The sequence below is a fragment of the Ruegeria sp. ABF4_144 genome, assembly GCF_056160045.1.
Genome location: NZ_JBSWWK010000001.1, coordinates 2,526,135 through 2,545,951, shown reverse-complemented (window position 1 = coordinate 2,545,951; position 19,817 = coordinate 2,526,135). Strand labels below are relative to the sequence as shown.

The following is a 19,817-nucleotide window of genomic DNA, read 5'->3' as shown; positions in this document are numbered from 1 at the left end:
CAGGTTGTTGCGAGCAACCTGCGGGACGTTTTGGTTAGATGCGACCGTATTTCGCGAGACCTTCGCGCAACGAACCGGTTTCGATGATCAGACGCGCCTGCTCGGCTTCGCGTTCATCAATCTCGCGCGCCATTTCCAAGATGGCTTCTGCATGTTCACGGGGAACTACAACTGCACCGTCGATATCAGCCACAATGATGTCGCCGGGGTGTACAATCACACCACCCATGTCGACTTCTACATTCGATGCCAGCGTACGAACGCGGCCCAGAGTGGTACCCGGGTTAACGCAGCGGGAATAGACCGGGAAGTCATAGTCGCGCTTGATCTCAACCAGATCGCGCACGCCACCGTCCAGAACGGCGCCTTCGTGTTTGTTGGCGACGGCTCCGGCGGTCATCAGGCCACCCCACAGCGCCACATCAGTGGTGCCATTGGTCGAGATTACGATGACGGACCCGGCCTCGGACTCGTCGATGGCGTCCAATGCGTGCTGTGGCGGCAGGAATTCGTCAGTGGGGCCTTCCAGAATTGTTACGGCCGGGCCAACTATTTTCTTTTCGTTGATCCGGGGCTTGATCGAGGCGGGCAGAAAGCCGGTCTTGCCCGCTACCTTGTCCACGGCATCCGCGACGGATGCGGTAGCCGCGTCGCGAAACCCGGCAACGAGTTCTTGGGTGTTCATGAGAGTATCCTCTTACGTTGGAAAGATTGAAAGGATGCGGCCGAGAGAGCCGCACTGATTTCTGCGCGGGCCATGCTGATGTGCCCGGCCTCAAGCGCCTGGGCCGGCAGCAGGTTTCCACCCATGCCGACGCAAAGCGCACCTGCGTTCAGATAAGACTGCGCGGTATCAGGAGACACGCCCCCGGTCGGCATCAAGTCGAGGCTGGGGAACACGGATTTGACCGCCTTCAGGAACCCAGGACCACCTGCAGCATCGGCCGGAAAAATCTTGATCACCGCAGCGCCGTTTTCCGCATGATGGTGTACCTCACCAGGGGTCATAGCGCCGGGCAGATACGGCACTCTTGCAGCAGCGGCTTCCCGAGCGGCAGCATCGTTCCAGCACGGAGAGACAACAAATTCGGCACCGGCTGCCAACACCTTGTCGGCCTGTCCAGTTTCAACAACCGTTCCGGCGCCAGTGCAGATGTCAGGATAGCGTCGGCGCAGTTCAGCGATCAGTGCGGCGGCGTCCGGAACCGTCGTGGTAATCTCTAATGCGCCAATTCCGGCCTTGGCCAGCAGATCGCAGGCCGTCAAAGCGATCTCGGGATCACTGTGTCGGATCACCGGGACAATTTGCGCAGATCGAAGGGTGTTGACCAAATCTACCATTTGTTCACCCAATGATCGGGGTGTTCACCACTCAGAACCTTAGCGACTTCGCGCGCCGCGCATCGCTGCAGCACCGCGACCGAGCGTTCGGAATACCAGGCGGCATGGTCAGACACGATGGTGTTGGGGCTGCGCAGCAGGGGGTTGGAAGGGTTGACCGGTTCCTGTTCGAACACGTCGATCCCAGCCCCGAAAATGCGGCCTTGGTTCAGGGCATCGGCCAGCGCAGTTTCATCTACCAAGCCGCCGCGTGAGACGTTGATCACGACCGAGGTCGGTTTCATCAGCGCGATGTGCTCGGCATCCAGAATATGTCGTGTCTCGGGCGTCAGCGGCGCGTGCAGGCTGATCACGTCGGCGGTCCTGCACAGGTCGACCAGTTCAACTTTGCGCACATTCGCCGCATCCGCCGCGTCGTCCGTCAGGTAGGGGTCGAACACAAGAACCGATGCGAACCCCAGTGTCCGGAATTTCTGTGCCGCCTGCAGCCCGATCTTGCCGCAGCCGATCAAGCCCAGAGTGGCGTTCTCGCGGCTGGGGATCAGGGCGGCTTGGCCAATACCCCACTGGCCCTGCCGAACCTCACCATCGCGGGACGGAATACGCCGTTGCACGGCCAGATATAGCGCCAACGCATGTTCGCTGACTTCTGTCTCCGCGCCATAGTCAGGCACATTCGCAACATAGATGCCGCGCGATTGTGCATAACCCAAGTCGATATTGTCGACGCCCACCCCGTAGCGGACGACGACTTTCAGGTTCGGGCAGGCGTCGATCACGGCCGCATCCACGATACGTTCCCGAACGAGGATGGCGACCGGATCCAATGACCGCAAAGCCGGGACCGCCTCAGTCTCTGCCCCGACCGGCGCGATCTTGACGTCCTGCTCGGCCAGCACCGAAGCCTCGGTGTCATAGGCGGCATAGCCAGGTTCCAGGATTGCGATGGTTTGACGGGTCATGTGACGGTCTCTCGGCATGGATTATTGGGTCTTGTAGGCTTGGACAGCGGCGTCGAGGCGATCAGGCCATTCCTCGCCGATCTCACTCACGATGTATTCGCGCACGGCGGGCTGCGCGGCTTCGCGGAACAGGGCCTTCTGCTCGGGGCTGACGGGGACCACTTCCATGCCTTTTTCCGACAGGATCGCAGTTGCGTTCGCGTCCTGCGCGGCGGTCATGCCGCGGTGGATCGTTTTCGATATCTCAACGCACTGCTCGACGGCTTTCTTCTCGTCATCCGTCAGGCTTTCGTAGAACATGTCCGACATCAGGTAGGCGTGCCAGCTGAACACGTGGCCATCCAACGAGACGTATTTCTGATGCTGATAAAGTGATGCGTTGACGATGTTGGTCACGCCGTTTTCCTGACCATCCACAACACCTTGCTGCAGAGCGCCGGGCAGTTCAGGCCACGGTACTGGAGTTGCCGATGCACCCAGGCTTTCGACCAGAGTCACCCAGACCGGCGCGGTCATCACGCGCATTTTCAGGCCTTCCATATCGGCCGGCTCGGCCACGGGCTTGACGTTATTGGTAAAATTGCGCACACCGTTGTCGGCTACGCCAAAGCTGCGGATACCGGTTTTGGCCAGCATATCCTCGGCCAGCGCGTCACCGAATTCACCGTCCATCACCGCCCAAGCCATTGCCTGATCGTCGAAAAGGTAGGGCATCGCCAGAACCGAGAAGGGTTTGTAGACTGCCGAGATCGGGCCGTCGTGGATGGCCGCCATCTGAACGGTGCCCAGCTGCAAACCTTCCATGATCTCGGGCCCGCCGCCCAACTGCGAGGCTGGGAAGATTTGGACGTCGATCGAGCCCGAGGTCTTACCTTCGACACAGGCCTCAAAGGCCAGAGCTGCGGCGTGTTTCGGCGAGCTCAGATCAGCGGCCTGAAAATGCGCGTATTTCAGCTCCTTGGCCGAGGCTGCACCGGCAGCGGTCATTGAAACAACAGCCGTAGCTGCCATCAGTTTCGACATGGTTTTCATGAGGTTCCTCCCTTTCATGTCAGTTCGCAAATCCAAAGAAGTTGGGGATGAAGGTGCTGATGCTCGGCACAAGAATGACCAGAAGCAGCACCACGAGTTCAGCCAGCAGCAGCGGCAGAACTGCTTTTGACAGGCGTTCGATTTTCAGTTGACCGACGGTGGCGATCACGAACAGGACCGGACCAACCGGAGGTGTGATCATCCCGATGGTGAGGTTCAGCACCAGCATCATGCCGAATTGCAGCGGGTCGATCCCTGCGGAATAGGCAATGGGGCCCAGGATCGGAGTCAGGATGATGAGCGCGGGCAGCGTGTCGATGAAAAATCCGCAGATCAGCGCAAAAGCGGCCAGAATGAACAGTATGCCCAGACGATTGTCTGTAATCTGAGTGATCAGTTTCGCCAGCTCCTGCGGGATTTGCAGGTATGTCAGCAGCCAGGCAAAGATCGACGCCATCGCCACGATCAGAAAGACCGAGGATGTCACAACCGCAGCCCGCACAAAAGCGGCATAAAGCGTGCGAATTGTGAAGGCGCGCAGAAGGAAACCCAGAAACAGCGCATAGGCTGAGGCCACCGCACCGGCCTCGGTCGGGGTGAACACACCGAACAGGATACCCCCCAGAATGATCGCGGGCATGATCAGGGCCGGAACCGCAGACAGGGTTGCACTGCGCAGCTCGGTCATGGTGGCGCGATGTTCGCGCCCGCGATAGCCATAGCGGGTCGAGACGATGTGGTTGGCGATGGCCAGCGATACGCCCAGCAGAACGCCTGGCACGATCCCGGCCAGAAACAGCCCCGCAACAGTCACTCCATTGGTCGAGATTGCAAAGATCACGGCCAGAATGGACGGTGGGATGATCGGGCCAATGGTGGCTGTCGCGGCGGACAAAGCGCCAGCATAGTTCTTTTCATACCCTGCTTCTCGCATCATCCGCATGACGATGGCCGAAGGTCCTGCGGCATCCGCCAACGCAGACCCGCTGATCCCGGCAAACAGCATCGAAACCAGAATGTTCACATGCCCCAATCCGCCGCGCACATGGCCAACCAAAGCATTGGCGAAGCGCAACAAGGCGTTGGTCAGGCCGCAGGCTGTCATGAGTTCAGAGGCCAGAATGAAGAACGGCACCGCCATCAGCGGGAAACTGTCGATCCCCGCGAACATGCGTTGTGTTGCGACAAGCGGGTTCAATGAGCCGTCGATAAAGATCGCCGTCAGCCCGGCGATCCCCATCGTGAAGGCCACGGGAACACCCAAAAACAGCGTCGCAAAGAACAGGATGATCAGAGTTTTCGCCACGGCTCAGACCTCCGCCTCATCGCCTTCGGGGCTGGGACCATGTTCGAATTCCTGGGCGACGAATCTTTTTGCGAAAAAGGCCAGCTGTATCAGGAACAACGCGCACCCGATCGGGATGGCCAGATAGGGGATGCCGCGCGAAATGCCGGTGGACATGGTTTCCTTGTTCCAGCCGAATTGAACGAACTGGATACCGAGCCACAGCATAGTTGCCATGAATCCAAACATAACAATGACAATTCCCCAGCGCAGAAGGCGGGCCAACGGATCTGGCAGCAAGTCTGGAAATGTGGTGATCGCAACCAAGCGACCTTCGCGCAGGGCAAGGCCCGCGCCGCAAAACGCACCGAGGATCATCAGGTGCCGGGCGACTTCTTCCACCCAGGCCATGGACGTACCAAACCCGTACCGCCCCACCACATTGGCAAAGACGATTGCAAAGACCGCAGCCAGCGCCAAAGCCACCAGCGCCCGGTTCAACGCAACAATCCATGTCTCCAGAACTTGCAAAGACGTCCCTCCCAATGCCGTCCCCAGGTGAGAATCGAAACTGGCATACAGTATGCTAATGTGTCAACACTAACATATTGTATGCCAGATGCAGGGCTGCTACTGTTGAGCCGAGGAGAGCGATATGAGCCCATTCAACAGACCGAAATCATTGACGGAATTGGTGACAGAGAACCTGCGAGAACGGATCATCAAAGGTGAGTTCGAATTGGGTGAACAACTGTCTGAAGCCCGAATCGCAAGGAATCTTGAGGTCAGCCGCACCCCTGTGCGTGAGGCGATCAACCGGCTTGAAATGGAAGGTCTATTGGTCGTTGAGCCGCAAAGGGGGTCTTTCGTGTTCAATCTGGAACCGGAAGAATTGGCCAAGCTCTGCGACGCGCGTGTCTGCCTTGAGACAACCGCTTTAACCTCGGCCATGCAGGCAAACCCGCAGGCGCTTCATGCTGCGCTTGCCGATTGTATCGATCAGATGAAAGCGGCGCGAGAGGCGGCGGACGATGCAGCGTACCTGTATCAGGATACTCTGTTCCATCAATGCCTATTTGATTGTGCTGACAATCGATTTCTGAATGACGCCTATCAAACGATTGCTTTGAAAATGGCGGCGTTGCGCAGCCGGTTGGGACACCACCCGGATCACATGGCTAAGTCCTATCGGGAGCACATTGAGTTGCTTCAGTGCGTCGAGAATGGCGATGTTTCAAAAGCGCTGGATGTGCTGAAACTCCACATAGACAGGAAAGAAGGGTCATATTGGAGTGACGCAACGAATGTGGACGGCCTGACCCAGCAGATGAATTGAGCGGTTCTGTCTCCTGCGTTAAACCAAACACGTTGTCTGCAAGTCAGATAACTGCGAAAACTGGCCAAGGTCAGTGCGGGAAACAGAGATTGCTACTGACGTCAGAGCCCGATTGAGGCGTTGCAAGGCATTGCGGGCTTTGTCGATGATACCGCGCCAGAGAATCTGCATTGCAGCTGTACCGCTGGCGGACCGCACGACCATTGGCCCGCGGCTGCGCAGACAACTTTGGATCCTGAGGCCAGCAGAAGCTAGGTCAAACACTATGATTGCGTTTTAAGTGGTCGATGAACAGCCGGAGCGGCATCATCGATCTGTATTCACGCGGGAAATACAAGAAAATACCGGGGGTGAGGCCCAAGTGGTCGCCAAGAACCGGTCGCAACGCGCCTGCATCGATCTGCGTGGCGACATAGGCCTTGAACGTATAGGCCAGCCCAAGCCCTCGCTTGGCCAGATCGATGGAGGCTGGAAGGGCGTTGGCGATCAGATTGCCCTGCACTTCGACAGAGAACTCACCCTCACTCGATTGAAAACTCCATGGTGCAATCTGGCCCGACGACTGAAATCTGTAGCGAATGCAGTTGTGCTCCAACAGATCACGCGGCGTTTCGGGGAGCCCCCGGTACGACAGGTAGTCCGGGCTGGCCACGACGGTCACCGGCAGCGGCTGCGTCAACCGCACCGCCACCATGTCCTGCGCCACACGATCCCCTAATCGGAACCCGGCATGAAGTTCTTCGCCCAGAATATCCGATAGCGCATCGGTTAGGGACAGCTCCAACTCGATCTCGGGATATTCGGCGCAAAAACTCTTGAGGATCGGACCAACATAGAGGTGATAGGCGAACTCCGGCATCGCCAGTTTCAACGTGCCCCGCGCGGCGTGACCAGTGCTGCGCGCGCTTTCGACGGCCTCGGACAGTTGATCAAAAGCGGGTCCCGCGCCGCGGATCAGGGCCCGCCCGGCCTCGGTCAGGCTGATCGAGCGCGTTGTCCGAATGAACAGCGCAGTGCCCAGCTGGTCTTCCAGTGCTTTCAATTGGTGGCTGACGGTCGACGGCTTGATACCCAGCGCCTCGGCCGCGGCACGTAGCGATCCGTGGCGCGCGATGGCGGTGAAAATTTCAAGCGTGGCAAGTGGCAGGCGCATAGTATCCCCAAACTACTTCATTATTCGATTCTATACATGAAAGTAGTGTCAACATGGTCAATTATCGCGCCCTGACAGGATTATTATCTTCGTGCCATCGCAGCCCAGAAGGCTGTCACCACATATTCAGGAGGACACAAGATGAACAGTCTGACCAAAGTTGCTGCCCTCACCGCTGCTCTGATCGCAGGAGAGACCGCCATGGCCGCATCCCCCGAAGACAACATCAAAGTCGTACAGGACTTCTTTGCCGCCTATGGCGCCAACGATCTGGACGGCATCGCAGCCGTGATGGACGAAAACGTCAAATGGCACATCCCAGGCCGCCACCCCTTGTCCGGAACCAAGATTGGTCGTGATGAGGTGCTGGCCTTCTTCGAACAACTGGGCACAGCCGGATTTCAGGCTGAACCCATCTATTTCGGAGCGGACGAAACCCACGTAGTTGATATCCACCGCGGCTGGTCGAACGCTGATGGCAAACCGAATGTCGATACGACATGGGCCCTGGTCTACCGGATCGAGAATGGCAAGATTGTCGAGGCAACCAACCTGTCCGCCGATCAGGACGCGGCCAACACGTTTTTCTGGTCTCAATACACTCTGGCCCCAGTTCCCGAGCGGCTGGCCAAATAATCCATCGGCTGGTGAAACGAATGACCGATTACCCCGACATACGCAGGTTCATCGCAGATTGGTTTGTCCGGTTTGACAGGCTGGATCCGATTGAGGCCTTCCTGCCTGACCTCCATCCCAACGTGAACTGGGACATGCCAGATGTCGATACCACACTCAGCGGGCATGACCGCGTGCGGGCCTGGTATCGTGGTGTGCTTGAAACCTTACAGCGCCCGACCGAGCATCACGTCAGCAATGTCGCGATCACACCCGGCGTAGCACAGTTCGAAGTTCTGTTTCGCGCCACGACAGTTGCGGGCGAGCGTCTCGAAGCGCGGGTTCAGGAAAACTGGCGCTTTGAAACACGGCCCAATGGCAGCCCGCTGATAACCCATTATTCCGCAAAATTCCTGTAAGAGGCAGATACATGAAAACCCTCGTCCTCACCGCGCACCCGGACCTGAACAAATCGCGTATCAACCGCGCATGGTTCGAAGCGCTTTCTGACGCATCCAATGTAACGACCCGCGATCTTACCACCGTTGGCGGTATCGAGATGCGCTTTGACATCGATACCGAACAGACCTTGCTGCTGGCCCATGACCGTATCGTGTTTCAATTTCCATTCTATTGGTACTCAGCACCGCCGGTCATGAAAGCTTGGATGGATCAGGTGCTGAACTATGGCTTCGCTTATGGGCCAGGCGGTGATCGATTGAAGGGGCGTGAGCTGCTGATCCTTGTCTCGACCGGAGGTCCCGAGCACAGCTATCACGCGGGCGGATACAACAACTTTACCATGGCTGAGTTTCTTAAACCGTTCCAACAAACAGCAATCCTGGCGGGCATGACATATCTGCGCCCGTTCGTGGCCCACGGCATGGCTTTGGCCACTCAGGAACAGATCGACGAAAACGTGCCCCATATGCTGGCCTATTTGAGTGACCCCGAACTGGACCCCAAGGTTAGACAGGCCCGTTTGCTCAAGAAATTGGAAGACGATCCCTCACTCGCTGCGGCGGTGAGCTGACTCAGATTGAACCTGCGCCAGACTGAAAAGCACGCATTTTTTAGCTGGCGCGGGTTCTTTAATAACCGATGACAGGTAGACTATCAGCACGGAACCAGATTGTGAGACCACTGTGACCGAGACTGATCACCTGAACCACTGGTTGATTTCCGACGGCCGCCTGCTGGGCGACGAGAGGCTCATCGTCAAAGGGTATTGCGAAGGATTGACCGCGCTTGGCGTCCCGCTTGCCCGCGCAAGGATCGCACAGAATTACTCCAACCCTTTGCTCAGCGCGTGGGGGATCATCTGGACACCCGAAGAAACCCGCCGCTACACCGTGCCGACTACGGTTCTTGCAACCAGCGCGTGGCACGGCAGCCCATTTGAATATGTCGTCACGCAGCGGCGCCCTTTGCGCAAACGCCTGTCCGATCTCGACCTTCTGACAGAACATCCGATCTATTCGGAGCTGGCCGAAACTGGTGCCACCGATTTTCTGGCCATCCCGCTGGAGCATGGCAACGGATCGGTTCAGGGCACCAGTTTCACCTCGAACGCGGATGCAGGATTTTCGGACGATCACATCCGATACATTGAAGACACGCGATATGCGCTTGCCGCTGCTTTGGAACCCATTGCGATGCGTCATTCACAGAAAAGTCTTCTTCGAACCTATTTGGGTCACGGCCCTGCCGATGAAATCGACCATGGGCACATAAAGCGCGGAGAACACAGAACAGTCTCCGCCGCTATCCTGTTTGCGGACCTTCGCGGTTTCACTGAGAAAGCCTCGTCCTGGTCCGAAGGCGACTTGCTTGCCATGATGGGTGAGTACTTTGAGATGGTGGTGTCACCCATCCAGGACAATGGGGGTGACGTTCTCAAATTCATGGGGGACGGTATACTTGCTGTTTTCAACGTTGACGACGACGCCGAAGCCTCATGCAAATCTGCGGTGCAGGCGGCGGAACAAGCCCTGGCCAATCTGAGAGGTTACAACGATACAGCTGCTGAAAAGAGAAAAGAGCCAATCGAATTCGTAGTCGGCATTGATTTCGGTCGGGTCACCTTTGGCAACATCGGCAGTCCGGATCGCTTGGATTTCACGGTCGTCGGGCAGGCTGTCAATGTCGCCAGCCGCGTTCAGGAGCTGTGCAAGAAACTGGACGAAAAATTGCTCGTGACACAGAGCGTCGCAGAGCGGATGGCACGGAGCATGCAGTCAGCTGGGTATCATTATATCCGCGGTTTGCCCGGTAAAATCGAGGCTTTTAAGATCCGGGAATAGCTCTTCAGAAGTCAACTGTTCGCCGAACGCGGGTCGGCCAAGTGCCGATGGGTTTGATTGAAATATGAATGTCTGTTTCAGATGAAGTTCAACTATTGCTTCGGCTTTGTAGAGAATGACCACTACCCAACGGTGATGTTTCTCGTCTGCTGGAGCCGTGTCCAAGGCCGACGTAGGGGGGAAAGGAAGCTTCGACTCGCCGCGCTGGCCTACTACAACTCCGGACAAAGCTCTTAGTATTCTGCTCACGTCATCCTATACCCAACATTTCGAAGCGTAACGATCCGCTGGCCTTCCGCTCCGATTTTGCGCCGAAGGCGGCCAACGTAAACGTCGACGACGTTGGTTAATGGATCTTCGTTCATGCCCCAGACAGAGTTGAGGATGCGCTCTCGGGACAGAACCCGACCTACATTGGTCAGAAACAACAGAAGCAGATCGCGTTCTTTTTTGGATAACTGAACCTCCTCGCCAGCCACGGTCACATGGAGGGAGCGTCTGTCAAAGCTCAGGGTTCCGCATTTGATGACAGACTCCCCAAGATCGCTGGCATAGTTACTGGCGCGCCGGTGCAACGCCTCAACGCGAGCGATGAGTTCGTCGAAATCAAAGGGTTTCGGAAGGTAGTCGTCAGCGCCGATTTTCAATCCTTCGACCCGTTCTTCGGGGCTGTCCAGCGCGGTCAGCATCAGGATGGGGATTTTCGATTTACGGGCACGCAGCTTGCGGCAAACATCCTGCCCCTGAATTCCCGGCAACATCAGGTCCAAAAGGATAACGTCGTATTCTTCTGTGGCCGCATGCTCCAGCGCATCTTCCCCACTTGAGGCGTGGTCGACGGTCCAGCCTTCTGCGGACAAACCGCGACGGATGAAGTCGGCAACGCGTACCTCGTCTTCGACAAGTAGAATATTCATGCTACGCCTCAACTCAATTGGTGCTTCGATCTATTACAATGCCGAAGGGAGTATGATCGCTTCGGTTCCGGAAGCAGGAATTCAGAAAAACAAAATAACATCAGCCCGTCTCTCGCCACGTATCAGCTTGCACAACTTTCATCTTGGGGCCTTTGGGAAGTGTTAAGACGATTTTTAAACCACCCTCTCGACGGTCCTGAAGATCAACGGTTCCACCATGGGCCTCGACGATTGATTTGACGACCGGAAGGCCGAGGCCGCTGCCCTCAATCCCCTGACCCGAGGCGTTCGAGCCTCGGTAAAAGCGATTGAATGCCTGGGATTTTTCTTTGGCGCTTAACCCGGGTCCATCATCCTCGATCGCAATTGAGCAAGAGGCGAGACCTTCATTTAGCTTGGCCTCAATCGTAGGACCGCCATAGCGCCGGGCGTTTTGTAGCAATGCGAGAAGGGACTGGCGCAGGCGGACTTCGTCGACCGAAGCGAGAACTTTGTCCTTGGGCGTTTCAACCTGAACCGGCTCAGGGAACATGGCTACTGCATCGTGCAATATCTTTCGCAGGTCGGTTTTCCTGCGATCAAGGCGAAGCTGACCGGCCTCGAACCGGGCCACAGTCAGCATATCGTCGACGATTTGATTGGTGTGCTTTGCAGAATCCCGGATACGGGCGAGTGAGTCTGAGACCTCTTCTGACAGTTTGTCGGATGTCCTTAATGTAACATCGGCCTCTCCAAGTATGATCGCCAGCGGTGTGCGCAATTCGTGGCTGATATCGGCCATTAGCTGTTTGCGGTTCTCTTCCCCGGTTTCAAGTTTATCTATGAGCTGTTGAAGCTCGGACGTTCTAGCCGCGACGGTTTGTTCAAGTTGTCTTTTTTGTTCCGCGCGGCTGGCTTCACGTGCGGCCAAACCTTCGGCCATGCTGTTCAGAACGGTACCGAGTTCCCTGAATTCGCGACTGCCACCAAGCCTCACAGGCTCCGAGTAATCGGCTCTGCGCAGGTGCCCGATACCTTCGGCAAGTCGGATCAAAGGCTTCCTGATCTGGCGATTGAAGGACACAAGTGCCACCAGAAGCACTCCGATTGCGGCCGCGACAATTATATAGACCAATCGTTTGTTCCATTCCCGGAAAACTGCGGCCTCGGTCAGAACTTCTTCGACTTCCTCGATCTCTTCGTCGAGCGCGGATTTGATTTTTCGGTCAAGTTCGTCATCGATATCCCCATCCAAAAGGGCTGCCAGGCGTTCGATACGAACAAAGGTTTCAATCGGGCTGCCTTCTGCCGTAAGGCTAGCGATGGCCGCGTTTACAGATTCAATATCGTCTTCAATCTGATCGAGGAGTTCCAGTTCTTCGATTTCCTCGTCGCCAACCATTTGGATTTCGCGGGCGATGACATTCCTAATATCCGCGAGATTTTGCGCGATTTTAATCCTCAAACCTGCTTCCCTAGCACCGTCATCCCGATCCCCGATCAGAAGCGCGTCGCCATGCTGTTTGAACAGGCGGTAAAGGTCTGCCTCAAGCCGGAGATGGAGCCCATAGGACTCTTGGGCCAACAATATCCGGGCGTCCCACCAACGGGTTTTTTCCAGACTGTAGAGGGTCAGCCCCGCAAGCCCGCACAGAAACCCGACGAGAACAGCGGCGTATACTCCAAACAGGGTGGATGAGCGCATATCAAATAACCTTTGAGTTCTCATTCAGATTAGAGGTGACAGGGTCATCGGCCAATATTATCGTTGCCGACGAACGCTCTTGAAACGCCGCGAGCAGTTCAGCTTGTTGATGTCGGCAGGCAGCCCACCTGATTGAGGCGATTACAACAACTTCGGCCTTGCCCAGTACAGCGCGTGCAAGATCTAGCCGCAAAGTTTGATCAGATGTCAGCCCGTGGCCGTTTTCAGCGATACGTTGGTCAAGACCTTCGGGCGCCATGAGCAAGTCGGATAGACCCAAGTGCCCCAGCGTTTTCGCGATCCTGCGGTCGCTGGGCCGTTTCCGGCACATCAAGGTTGCGGATCGGCGCAAACTGCCCTGAAGCCCGATATGGGCGTCTCCGATGAAGGCGAGTTTTGGTGGAGTTAGGTGCTCACCATAGCGCACTTTAATGCCCTCATAAGTGTCAAAGCCCGCGATACATCGCGCGAGCTTACTGGCGTATGGTCCCGTCAACTCTGAGATCCTGTTCGGTTTGGCAACAAATGTGAAAGGTGCTTCGTCAAGTTTTCCGGCGACGTTGACGACCATGGCATCCGTTTGTTTTGCGACGCTTCGATTGACCGTTGGCTCTGAAAGAAGCCGTTGAGCTTTCTCGCGCGCGACGCGCCAGGCACAGTGATGATCCCATGCACTCGCGAGGTTTTGTAGCGGAAGCGCGATCAATGCCATCACAGCAAGGCAGGCCGCAACGGTCGCAGGGGCGATGCCTGTTTTGCCAGCTTGCCAAAGCATCAAGAGACTCACGAATGCCACACCCAATCGCAGGATCGCCTGAAGGCCAACCACGCGGCCACGGCGCGCCAGCGCATCATGGCGCAGCGTTGCACCTTGCATGTCCAGATTCTGCAATTCGCGGTCTGTCCGGCCCATTAGGTCGAGTTCAGGGGCAATCGCAATCCGCTCGATCATGGAGATCGCAATGTTGGCCCGGCGCCGGCGCAGTCTTCGGTGCCTATGCTCAAGATGCCAGGCCATTGCCACCGCTAGCAGCAATGTCAGACCAAGTGCTGCCATTCCACTGACCGCAAGTACGGGATTTAGATAATACAGAATAGCTGCGGCGCCTGGGATTATAATTGCAGCAGAACAGACGCTTGGTAAACCGCGTCCAAACCACAGACGGGCTGCTGACAAATCACCAACAAACCTTAAGGACAGCGCTCCGACTCGGCGTCTCTCATGGCGCGATTTGGGAAGTTTTGCGATCTGCTGATAGAGCGCACGCCGCAATGAGATCGCATAGCTTTGGCCGAGCGCTTCCGCACGATATCGGGACAGGAACAGACAGGCGGCAGTGACTACACCGGAACCGGCCAATTGCAATACGGTCTCGTTGGTGAGCGCATGTCCAGCGTGGATCGCCCCAAACGCGTCCCGTGTTGCGAAAGCAGCAAACGCTAGTGCAATCGCCTGAAGGACGCTGCTTGATACCACGAGGACCGCATCGATGATGCGGTCCTGTGTGGCCAGTCTGGGGAGGGGGATCATGCGGCCACGTTCTCTGGTTCATGCCGCATCAGGGGGGCAACATGTTGGGCGATCATTGCAGGCGACCATAGGTCTTCACGCGACAGGATCGGACACCCGGTGGCTTCAAGCGCTTCGGCTGAGGCGAGGGGTGAGCAGCTTACTTTTCCGGAAATCGCAAATGGGTTCAGCCCAACCCGTTTCAACACGGTAACGCCGCCTAACGCGCTCAGCGCGTCGGGCGCTGCAAACAAGATACCGTCCAGACGATCCCGAATGCGTGAGGATCGGAGGATTGCGCGGGTTTCCTGTTGGAATACGCCATCTGCGATTTCTACAACCACCACCTCGGCTCCTCGCGACGCGGCCGTTGCGACCAGGGTGTCAAAGCCGGTTTCGATCGTCTTCAGAGGCATCCGATAGGTTGTCGCCATTCCTACATCCGTAAAATCAAGCGCTGCCGCGCCTGCATCTTCAAAACTGTTGAAATCGCCAAAGGCGCCGGTACCGGTGGCTTTGACACCTGCCACAGAAAACCCTGCGCGCATCAGGCCATGGCCGAGGCTTGACGCTGCGGTTGTCTTGCCAGAGTTCATCGATGCTCCAAATACGCCGATTACAGTTACCCGGTTATTGGCAGGCAACTGGGGCAGGGCGTAATCAACGATATTGATCACTTGGTCTTTGGCATTGGTCAGAAGCCCGAGGGGCTTCAACCGCGTTGGTTCTTCCATGCTGATATGCGCGGCATCCACCCGGCCAACAACACCGCCGCCCGCAACCAGATCGATGAGATCATCGTCGACGACAGCACTGGCAAGGAATTGGTCCGGCGCATAGCGATCACCCAGGCACAGAACCACAAAATCGCCTGGATAGCTGGTCGAAACACGCCGCTCGGCTAGCTGTATTTTTTTGTGGTGGCCGATCTCGGCAATCTCGCAGAGGATAAGATCGCCTGCTTTTGCGTTTCTCATCTGAGTGTTGAGACCCTGGACATCCGACCGATCAACGCGGCGGGTTGTGAAGGCCCATTTTGCAATTTCACAAGCACTGAGGGGGATTGGGGGAAACTGTGTCATGCTTTGCTCCGTGGCTGACTTGTCCATGGTTTCATTTTCTCAGCACCGTGTGAGAAATGTTGCAAAGGCGCATGAAGGGATGTGGTGCGATTGAATGAACAGTAGATGAACGAGTTATTCGGGCGGGAATACTGGGTGCAGACTTAGCTTGATGGCAGCCCGGAATGGGTTTGATCCCGAGTTGGCGGAGATAGAAGGATTTGGCTTAACGCCCGGCGATGGCTAGTCGACAATCAGTCGTCATCGCCGCCATCATTTCCATCATTTCCATCATTGTCATCGCCATTGTCGTCCCCGTTATCATCTCCACGGTCTTCCCCGCCGCTCTGTCCGCCATTGCCGCCATTGCCGTCGCCTCGCTCTCCCCCATTCCGGTTTTCCCGACCTTCACGTCCGTCTCGATCATCATTCTTATTGTCTGAGCTTTGCCGCAACTCTCTGATCGTAATGCGGTTGTCGCCATTTCGGTCGATGTCCTCAATCAACCTACGCGCGCCTGCTTCCCCGAATGCATCCACGAGTTCATTGAAATTGAGAACGCCGTCGGAATTTGTATCGACAGAGCGAAAACTCGCTGTCTGTGCAGTGGCCTTGTCCGACAAACCAATGCCGATCATCAGGATAAGGGCGAAAACGAACGAACAGTACGTATGGCTGAATGTTCTTTTTCCGCACGTCGCCGCCTCGCGTCGATCCAACACCAAAGATATTCCTTTAACCGACGATTGTTCTTCAAGAACCAACGCTTTCCTATCTCAGTGGGACAAGGTAGCGCGCTCAGATGAAGTGCTGATATTTTGCAGATGAACGTTAGATGACAACTGCAAATATTTTTGTAGCTAACTATTCTTGTGAGAGAGGTCATTTGTTGGCATTCGACGGCATCGAGTGGAAAAGTGCCGTTGAGCTCAAGTTTAGGGTCAGGTCTTTTCGCTCTCTGGTTGATTAAACACCAAAAAACCAAAAATCTCGCACAAATTATCTGTGTGAATGGCACCTGCATAAGAAGACATTTTTGAGCTGATGTAAGTGCCTTTCCGATGCGGTTGTGTGTCCGGTCTGTTTGCGCGGCACACCAGACCGCCGGCCCTGACGATTTCCGCTGACCAAGTCCCAAACCGCGTCGCGGAAAACGATGCGTCCGTGACATCCAACGGGGTGCCGTGGTTGACGGGCTGAGATTACTCCATCATCGCAATAGTCTTACGTCTCCGTTTTTACGTTGTTTGCGGTAGGGCATTACGAGACTGACACCTCTCTTTATAGTTCAAAACCGCCCAGATGATGCGGGATGATTTGGTGGCAATGGCCCGAATGATCGAGTGCTTGGCGGATCAGGTCGATGCAGGCGAACTAACGATAGAAGCGCCATTCCAGATGCGCCGCAGAGGCGTGGAGTTGAAGCTGCATCTTGGCGATTCAGCGCTTGAAACCGATCAAACGTTGGTGCGTAACATCATCAAAGCGCGCCGGTGTTGGGTGATGGTTATTGATGGTAGAACGTTCTCTGAAATTGCGGAAACAGAAGGAAGTTCTAAACGCCGGGAGCAGGATGTGGTCGATCTCGCAATGCTGGCGCCTGATGTGCTGGACGCTATCGCTGCAGGCGACCAGCCTGCCGACCTGACCACGGACTACCTGATCAAGTCGGTCTTCCCGGCTACCTGGTCAGGTCAGCACAAGCGGTTCGCCGGGCTGTGATCTACAGACCCTCCCAAAGTCACCATACTCGTACCGCCGGAATCGCGAATTGAGACTGCGGCTGGGAATCGACAAAAGTTGCGCTCACTTCCGGGTCTCAACACAAGACGTTAAAAGCTAAGCCGCCGACGAAATGACACAATCTCCGGTCAATTATTCAGCGTGCCATTTCACGGAAAATGATGGCTGGGGTGGTAGGATTCGAACCTACGATACACGGTACCAAAAACCGCTGCCTTACCACTTGGCTACACCCCAACGGTGAGCGGCTATCTACGATTGTTGTTCGGAGGGTTCAAGAGGCTTTGAGCGAAAAAATCCGGCTTAGAGTAAAAATTATTTAGTCCGCGTTCCAGATGGTCCAGCGCTCCGTATTTTTGGCTATCAGTCAGCTGAGTTAAAAGGTGTTTCGCGTGCAAGAGCGGGCGAAGCCATGCAAAGTCTCAGTCGTTGGTACGACAGTTTTTAGTATTGTCGCTTTTCGGGGATTGGCCAGCTGATCGCGTTGGGTTGCAGAAGACCTCAGAGACTGCAACTGCAATTCACTTGCAAAAAATCCTGTTAAAATACTGAAAAATATAAAAAAATAAGAAGCCAACGGTTGCGTCGATAGATTTGAAAACTTAGCTGTATGCTAACCCCGCACCTCGTGACATAGGAGAAGAAGATGAAGCTGAACCCGAACGTTGCAGAAGCGTTGAATCGTCAGATCAACAATGAGCTTCACGCATCCTACACCTACCTTGCCATGGCTGCGTATTTCGAATCCGAGGACTTGCCCGGATTTGCCCAGTGGTTTCGCGGGCACTCGGTTGAAGAGAGCGGACACGCCATGCGCATCTTCGACTTTGTTGCTCAGCGTGGCGGAAGAATCGAAATTGATGGGATCGCCAAGCCGAAAGCGGATTACGCCTCGCCGGTTGAAGCGTTGGAACACGCTCTTGCAAACGAAGTAACGGTGACCGGGCAGATCAATGCACTGTTCGAGCTGGCGCACGAGGTCAAGGAATACAGCACTCAGAATATGCTGAACTGGTTCCTGGCTGAACAGAACGAGGAGGAAGACCTGTTTGGCAGAATCCTCGATCAGACCAAAGCGGCCAACGGGGATCGCTGGAATCTGTTGGTTCTGGACAAGGAAATGGGCACGCGGACAGCCGAAAGCGCTTAACCATCGCTTCCTTCAGGCGGGGCGGCACGTACGCCCCGCTATTCGCGGATTTCGGATGGGTCGACGCCCCAGAGGTTCGATTTTTGCGCCCAACCGCGATATCCGCCGGCCGAGATGTGGCACCAGTCCACGCTGCAACTACCCAGGCGCGCCACCACGCCGGATTCGAATTTCGCGCTGACCTGAGAATTGGGGTCGGGGCTGGTATAAACGGTCAATAGTTCAGATTCGATCAGCACAGTGCGCACACCAGACAAAAGCGCGTAGTGAACCCAACCACCAGCACCGTCGCGGTCTTGAACCCTGCGCCAGTTGCCGTATTCCGCCGTGATCTGCAGAGGCATTCCGCGCCGTTTGAACACCCAGTCGATTCGATGGGTCAGCGAGGGGCCTCTGCGTACGTTGCCCTCGGCGGCTTTCATCGAAACATATCGGGGCAGGGGCAGGTTGGTTACAGGGCCACGCTTGTCCTGAGCGCTGGCGGTCAGAGTGCTCAGCGCCAACAGAAATGCGGACGTAACCACCAGAAGGCGGCGTTTTACTGGTAGAAAACCACTCACTGACTGTCTGCTCTTGTGCCTGTTGATCGGGTTTCGAAAAAAGGTCGTCTCAATGCGTTGGGGTTCTTGTGCCCCGCCTTATCCTGCGCCACGATGCCATGGCGCGCGAAGGTTTGCAAAGCGATGGGAGGGCGAAGGTGCCAAGAGAACGTCTGAGTGTTGTCGTTACGCGACGGTTGCCCGAGGCGGTGGAAACCAGGCTGAGCGAGTTGTTCGATGTGCAGTTGCGCGACGATGACACGCCCATGACGCGCGAGGAATTGGTCGCAGCCGTGCAAAGCGCGGATGTCCTTGTGCCCACGGTGACGGATACCATCGATGGTGGGCTGCTAGGGCAGGCAGGTGAAAAGCTGCGTCTGATCGCCAATTACGGGGCAGGGGTCGACAATATCGATGTGGCCACAGCCCGGCAGCGGGGCATTCTGGTTTCGAATACGCCGGGCGTGCTGACCGATGACACGGCAGACATGACCATGGCACTGATCCTCTCGGTCACCCGCCGGATCCCTGAGGGGCTGTCGGTCATGCAAAAGGGCGACTGGGAAGGCTGGGCTCCAAATGCGCTGCTAGGTGGCCGGATCGGTGGACGTCGGCTTGGCATTCTAGGCATGGGGCGGATTGGTCAGGCCGTTGCCCGCCGTGCATCGGCTTTCGGGATGCAGGTGCATTACCACAACCGTCGCCGGTTGCGTCCGGAGACCGAGCAAGAGCTTGAGGCAACCTATTGGGAAAGCCTCGATCAGATGGTGGCGCGGATGGACGTGATCTCAGTTCATTGCCCGTCTACACCATCGACCTTTCACCTGATGAATGCGCGGCGCCTCAAGCTTCTGAAGCCGTCAGCTGTGATCGTGAACACGTCGCGGGGCGAGGTGATCGATGAAAACGCGCTTACCCGTCAAATCCGCTCGGGCGATATCGCCGGGGCAGGGCTGGATGTGTACGAGCATGGCACACATGTGAACCCGCGCCTGCGGCAATTGCCGAACGTGGTTTTGCTGCCTCATATGGGATCGGCCACGTTGGAAGGGCGGATCGAGATGGGCGAGAAGGTCATTATTAATATCAAAACCTTCGAAGACGGGCATCGCCCGCCGGACCAGGTTGTGCCATCCATGTTGTGACCCGTTTGCGCCGCAGGGACGACAAATAAATTTTCAGGAGG

The 19,817-nt window shown here is 56.3% G+C and carries 21 protein-coding genes and 1 tRNA gene; 8 read left to right on the top strand and 14 right to left on the bottom strand.

Features of this window, described 5'->3' with window-relative positions:
* Positions 1 to 34: 34 nt before the first annotated feature.
* The 6 genes from ACXAGD_RS12785 to ACXAGD_RS12760 are packed head-to-tail and all read right to left on the bottom strand — an operon-like array spanning position 35 to position 5,151.
* Entirely contained in the window at positions 35 to 685 is a 651-nt protein-coding gene (locus ACXAGD_RS12785) for an RraA family protein (protein ID WP_475211151.1), read from the bottom strand.
* On the bottom strand, positions 682 to 1,341 hold the full coding sequence (locus tag ACXAGD_RS12780) for a bifunctional 4-hydroxy-2-oxoglutarate aldolase/2-dehydro-3-deoxy-phosphogluconate aldolase (RefSeq protein WP_475211149.1): 660 nt from the start codon (positions 1,339 to 1,341) through the stop codon (positions 682 to 684). The genes ACXAGD_RS12785 and ACXAGD_RS12780 overlap by 4 nt, the downstream gene beginning before the upstream one ends.
* The gene (locus ACXAGD_RS12775) at positions 1,335 to 2,303 is read right to left on the bottom strand and encodes a C-terminal binding protein (RefSeq protein ID WP_475211147.1); all 969 of its coding nucleotides are present in this window, start codon (positions 2,301 to 2,303) and stop codon (positions 1,335 to 1,337) included. Before ACXAGD_RS12775 ends, ACXAGD_RS12780 begins: the two co-directional genes overlap by 7 nt.
* Positions 2,304 to 2,324: 21 nt before the next feature.
* Positions 2,325 to 3,335 carry a DctP family TRAP transporter solute-binding subunit gene (locus tag ACXAGD_RS12770; RefSeq protein ID WP_475211145.1) on the bottom strand — a complete coding sequence of 337 codons (1,011 nt, stop codon included), beginning with the start codon at positions 3,333 to 3,335 and terminating at the stop codon, positions 2,325 to 2,327.
* 19 nt (positions 3,336 to 3,354) lie between these two features.
* On the bottom strand, positions 3,355 to 4,641 hold the full coding sequence (locus ACXAGD_RS12765) for a TRAP transporter large permease (protein WP_475211143.1): 1,287 nt from the start codon (positions 4,639 to 4,641) through the stop codon (positions 3,355 to 3,357).
* A gap of 3 nt (positions 4,642 to 4,644) precedes the next feature.
* Complete coding sequence (locus ACXAGD_RS12760; protein WP_475211141.1) at positions 4,645 to 5,151, bottom strand: TRAP transporter small permease; 507 nt, start codon at positions 5,149 to 5,151, stop codon at positions 4,645 to 4,647.
* Between the two features lie 124 nt (positions 5,152 to 5,275).
* On the opposite strand from ACXAGD_RS12760, the gene ACXAGD_RS12755 reads away from it, so the two are divergent.
* The gene (locus tag ACXAGD_RS12755; protein WP_475211140.1) at positions 5,276 to 5,956 is read left to right on the top strand and encodes a GntR family transcriptional regulator; all 681 of its coding nucleotides are present in this window, start codon (positions 5,276 to 5,278) and stop codon (positions 5,954 to 5,956) included.
* Positions 5,957 to 6,212: 256 nt separating this feature from the next.
* Here ACXAGD_RS12755 and ACXAGD_RS12750 read toward each other — a convergent pair whose 3' ends face one another.
* Positions 6,213 to 7,109: a LysR family transcriptional regulator gene (locus ACXAGD_RS12750; RefSeq protein ID WP_475211139.1), complete on the bottom strand. Its 897-nt coding sequence runs from the start codon at positions 7,107 to 7,109 to the stop codon at positions 6,213 to 6,215.
* Between the two features lie 141 nt (positions 7,110 to 7,250).
* On the opposite strand from ACXAGD_RS12750, the gene ACXAGD_RS12745 reads away from it, so the two are divergent.
* The 4 genes from ACXAGD_RS12745 (at position 7,251) to ACXAGD_RS12730 (ending at position 10,027) form a co-directional block, all read left to right on the top strand.
* Positions 7,251 to 7,745, top strand: a complete 495-nt coding sequence (locus tag ACXAGD_RS12745) for a nuclear transport factor 2 family protein (protein WP_475211138.1) — start codon at positions 7,251 to 7,253, stop codon at positions 7,743 to 7,745.
* A 20-nt stretch (positions 7,746 to 7,765) separates the two neighbouring features.
* Positions 7,766 to 8,143 carry a nuclear transport factor 2-like protein gene (locus tag ACXAGD_RS12740; RefSeq protein ID WP_475211136.1) on the top strand — a complete coding sequence of 126 codons (378 nt, stop codon included), beginning with the start codon at positions 7,766 to 7,768 and terminating at the stop codon, positions 8,141 to 8,143.
* Positions 8,144 to 8,154: 11 nt separating this feature from the next.
* Entirely contained in the window at positions 8,155 to 8,757 is a 603-nt protein-coding gene (locus tag ACXAGD_RS12735; RefSeq protein WP_475211135.1) for an NAD(P)H-dependent oxidoreductase, read from the top strand.
* A 112-nt stretch (positions 8,758 to 8,869) separates the two neighbouring features.
* On the top strand, positions 8,870 to 10,027 hold the full coding sequence (locus tag ACXAGD_RS12730; protein ID WP_475211133.1) for an adenylate/guanylate cyclase domain-containing protein: 1,158 nt from the start codon (positions 8,870 to 8,872) through the stop codon (positions 10,025 to 10,027).
* Between the two features lie 245 nt (positions 10,028 to 10,272).
* On the opposite strand, the gene ACXAGD_RS12725 is transcribed toward ACXAGD_RS12730, so the two are convergent.
* From ACXAGD_RS12725 to ACXAGD_RS12705, 5 genes are all read right to left on the bottom strand, one after another.
* Complete coding sequence (locus ACXAGD_RS12725) at positions 10,273 to 10,944, bottom strand: response regulator transcription factor (protein WP_475211131.1); 672 nt, start codon at positions 10,942 to 10,944, stop codon at positions 10,273 to 10,275.
* Between the two features lie 100 nt (positions 10,945 to 11,044).
* Entirely contained in the window at positions 11,045 to 12,628 is a 1,584-nt protein-coding gene (locus ACXAGD_RS12720) for a sensor histidine kinase (RefSeq protein ID WP_475211129.1), read from the bottom strand.
* Position 12,629: 1 nt separating this feature from the next.
* Complete coding sequence (locus ACXAGD_RS12715) at positions 12,630 to 14,105, bottom strand: ABC transporter transmembrane domain-containing protein (RefSeq protein ID WP_475211127.1); 1,476 nt, start codon at positions 14,103 to 14,105, stop codon at positions 12,630 to 12,632.
* A gap of 50 nt (positions 14,106 to 14,155) precedes the next feature.
* Positions 14,156 to 15,220: a hypothetical protein gene (locus ACXAGD_RS12710; protein WP_475211125.1), complete on the bottom strand. Its 1,065-nt coding sequence runs from the start codon at positions 15,218 to 15,220 to the stop codon at positions 14,156 to 14,158.
* Positions 15,221 to 15,453: 233 nt separating this feature from the next.
* The gene (locus tag ACXAGD_RS12705) at positions 15,454 to 15,963 is read right to left on the bottom strand and encodes an EF-hand domain-containing protein (RefSeq protein ID WP_475211123.1); all 510 of its coding nucleotides are present in this window, start codon (positions 15,961 to 15,963) and stop codon (positions 15,454 to 15,456) included.
* Between the two features lie 541 nt (positions 15,964 to 16,504).
* On the opposite strand from ACXAGD_RS12705, the gene ACXAGD_RS12700 reads away from it, so the two are divergent.
* Positions 16,505 to 16,921, top strand: coding sequence for a hypothetical protein (locus ACXAGD_RS12700; protein ID WP_475211122.1), 417 nt, complete (start codon positions 16,505 to 16,507; stop codon positions 16,919 to 16,921).
* Between the two features lie 183 nt (positions 16,922 to 17,104).
* Here the strand turns inward: ACXAGD_RS12700 and ACXAGD_RS12695 are convergent.
* Positions 17,105 to 17,179 (bottom strand) — tRNA-Gln (locus tag ACXAGD_RS12695).
* A 409-nt stretch (positions 17,180 to 17,588) separates the two neighbouring features.
* On the opposite strand from ACXAGD_RS12695, the gene ACXAGD_RS12690 reads away from it, so the two are divergent.
* Positions 17,589 to 18,092, top strand: a complete 504-nt coding sequence (locus ACXAGD_RS12690) for a ferritin (protein WP_475211120.1) — start codon at positions 17,589 to 17,591, stop codon at positions 18,090 to 18,092.
* Positions 18,093 to 18,130: 38 nt separating this feature from the next.
* On the opposite strand, the gene ACXAGD_RS12685 is transcribed toward ACXAGD_RS12690, so the two are convergent.
* Positions 18,131 to 18,652 carry an SH3 domain-containing protein gene (locus ACXAGD_RS12685; protein WP_475211119.1) on the bottom strand — a complete coding sequence of 174 codons (522 nt, stop codon included), beginning with the start codon at positions 18,650 to 18,652 and terminating at the stop codon, positions 18,131 to 18,133.
* 137 nt (positions 18,653 to 18,789) lie between these two features.
* Between ACXAGD_RS12685 and ACXAGD_RS12680 the strand changes: the two genes are divergently transcribed.
* On the top strand, positions 18,790 to 19,776 hold the full coding sequence (locus tag ACXAGD_RS12680; protein WP_475212590.1) for a 2-hydroxyacid dehydrogenase: 987 nt from the start codon (positions 18,790 to 18,792) through the stop codon (positions 19,774 to 19,776).
* Positions 19,777 to 19,817 lie beyond the last annotated feature (41 nt).

Excerpts from the sequence above, each read along its gene's own strand:
- ACXAGD_RS12690 (WP_475211120.1), top strand. The coding sequence starts at position 17,589 with ATGAAGCTGAACCCGAACGTTGCAGAAGCGTTGAATCGTCAGATCAAC.
- ACXAGD_RS12780 (WP_475211149.1), bottom strand. The coding sequence starts at position 1,341 with ATGGTAGATTTGGTCAACACCCTTCGATCTGCGCAAATTGTCCCGGTG.
- ACXAGD_RS12745 (WP_475211138.1), top strand. The coding sequence starts at position 7,251 with ATGAACAGTCTGACCAAAGTTGCTGCCCTCACCGCTGCTCTGATCGCA.
- ACXAGD_RS12725 (WP_475211131.1), bottom strand. The coding sequence starts at position 10,944 with ATGAATATTCTACTTGTCGAAGACGAGGTACGCGTTGCCGACTTCATC.
- ACXAGD_RS12740 (WP_475211136.1), top strand. The coding sequence starts at position 7,766 with ATGACCGATTACCCCGACATACGCAGGTTCATCGCAGATTGGTTTGTC.
- ACXAGD_RS12755 (WP_475211140.1), top strand. The coding sequence starts at position 5,276 with ATGAGCCCATTCAACAGACCGAAATCATTGACGGAATTGGTGACAGAG.
- ACXAGD_RS12735 (WP_475211135.1), top strand. The coding sequence starts at position 8,155 with ATGAAAACCCTCGTCCTCACCGCGCACCCGGACCTGAACAAATCGCGT.
- ACXAGD_RS12700 (WP_475211122.1), top strand. The coding sequence starts at position 16,505 with ATGCGGGATGATTTGGTGGCAATGGCCCGAATGATCGAGTGCTTGGCG.
- ACXAGD_RS12770 (WP_475211145.1), bottom strand. The coding sequence starts at position 3,335 with ATGAAAACCATGTCGAAACTGATGGCAGCTACGGCTGTTGTTTCAATG.
- ACXAGD_RS12710 (WP_475211125.1), bottom strand. The coding sequence starts at position 15,220 with ATGACACAGTTTCCCCCAATCCCCCTCAGTGCTTGTGAAATTGCAAAA.
- ACXAGD_RS12785 (WP_475211151.1), bottom strand. The coding sequence starts at position 685 with ATGAACACCCAAGAACTCGTTGCCGGGTTTCGCGACGCGGCTACCGCA.
- ACXAGD_RS12750 (WP_475211139.1), bottom strand. The coding sequence starts at position 7,109 with ATGCGCCTGCCACTTGCCACGCTTGAAATTTTCACCGCCATCGCGCGC.
- ACXAGD_RS12775 (WP_475211147.1), bottom strand. The coding sequence starts at position 2,303 with ATGACCCGTCAAACCATCGCAATCCTGGAACCTGGCTATGCCGCCTAT.
- ACXAGD_RS12720 (WP_475211129.1), bottom strand. The coding sequence starts at position 12,628 with ATGCGCTCATCCACCCTGTTTGGAGTATACGCCGCTGTTCTCGTCGGG.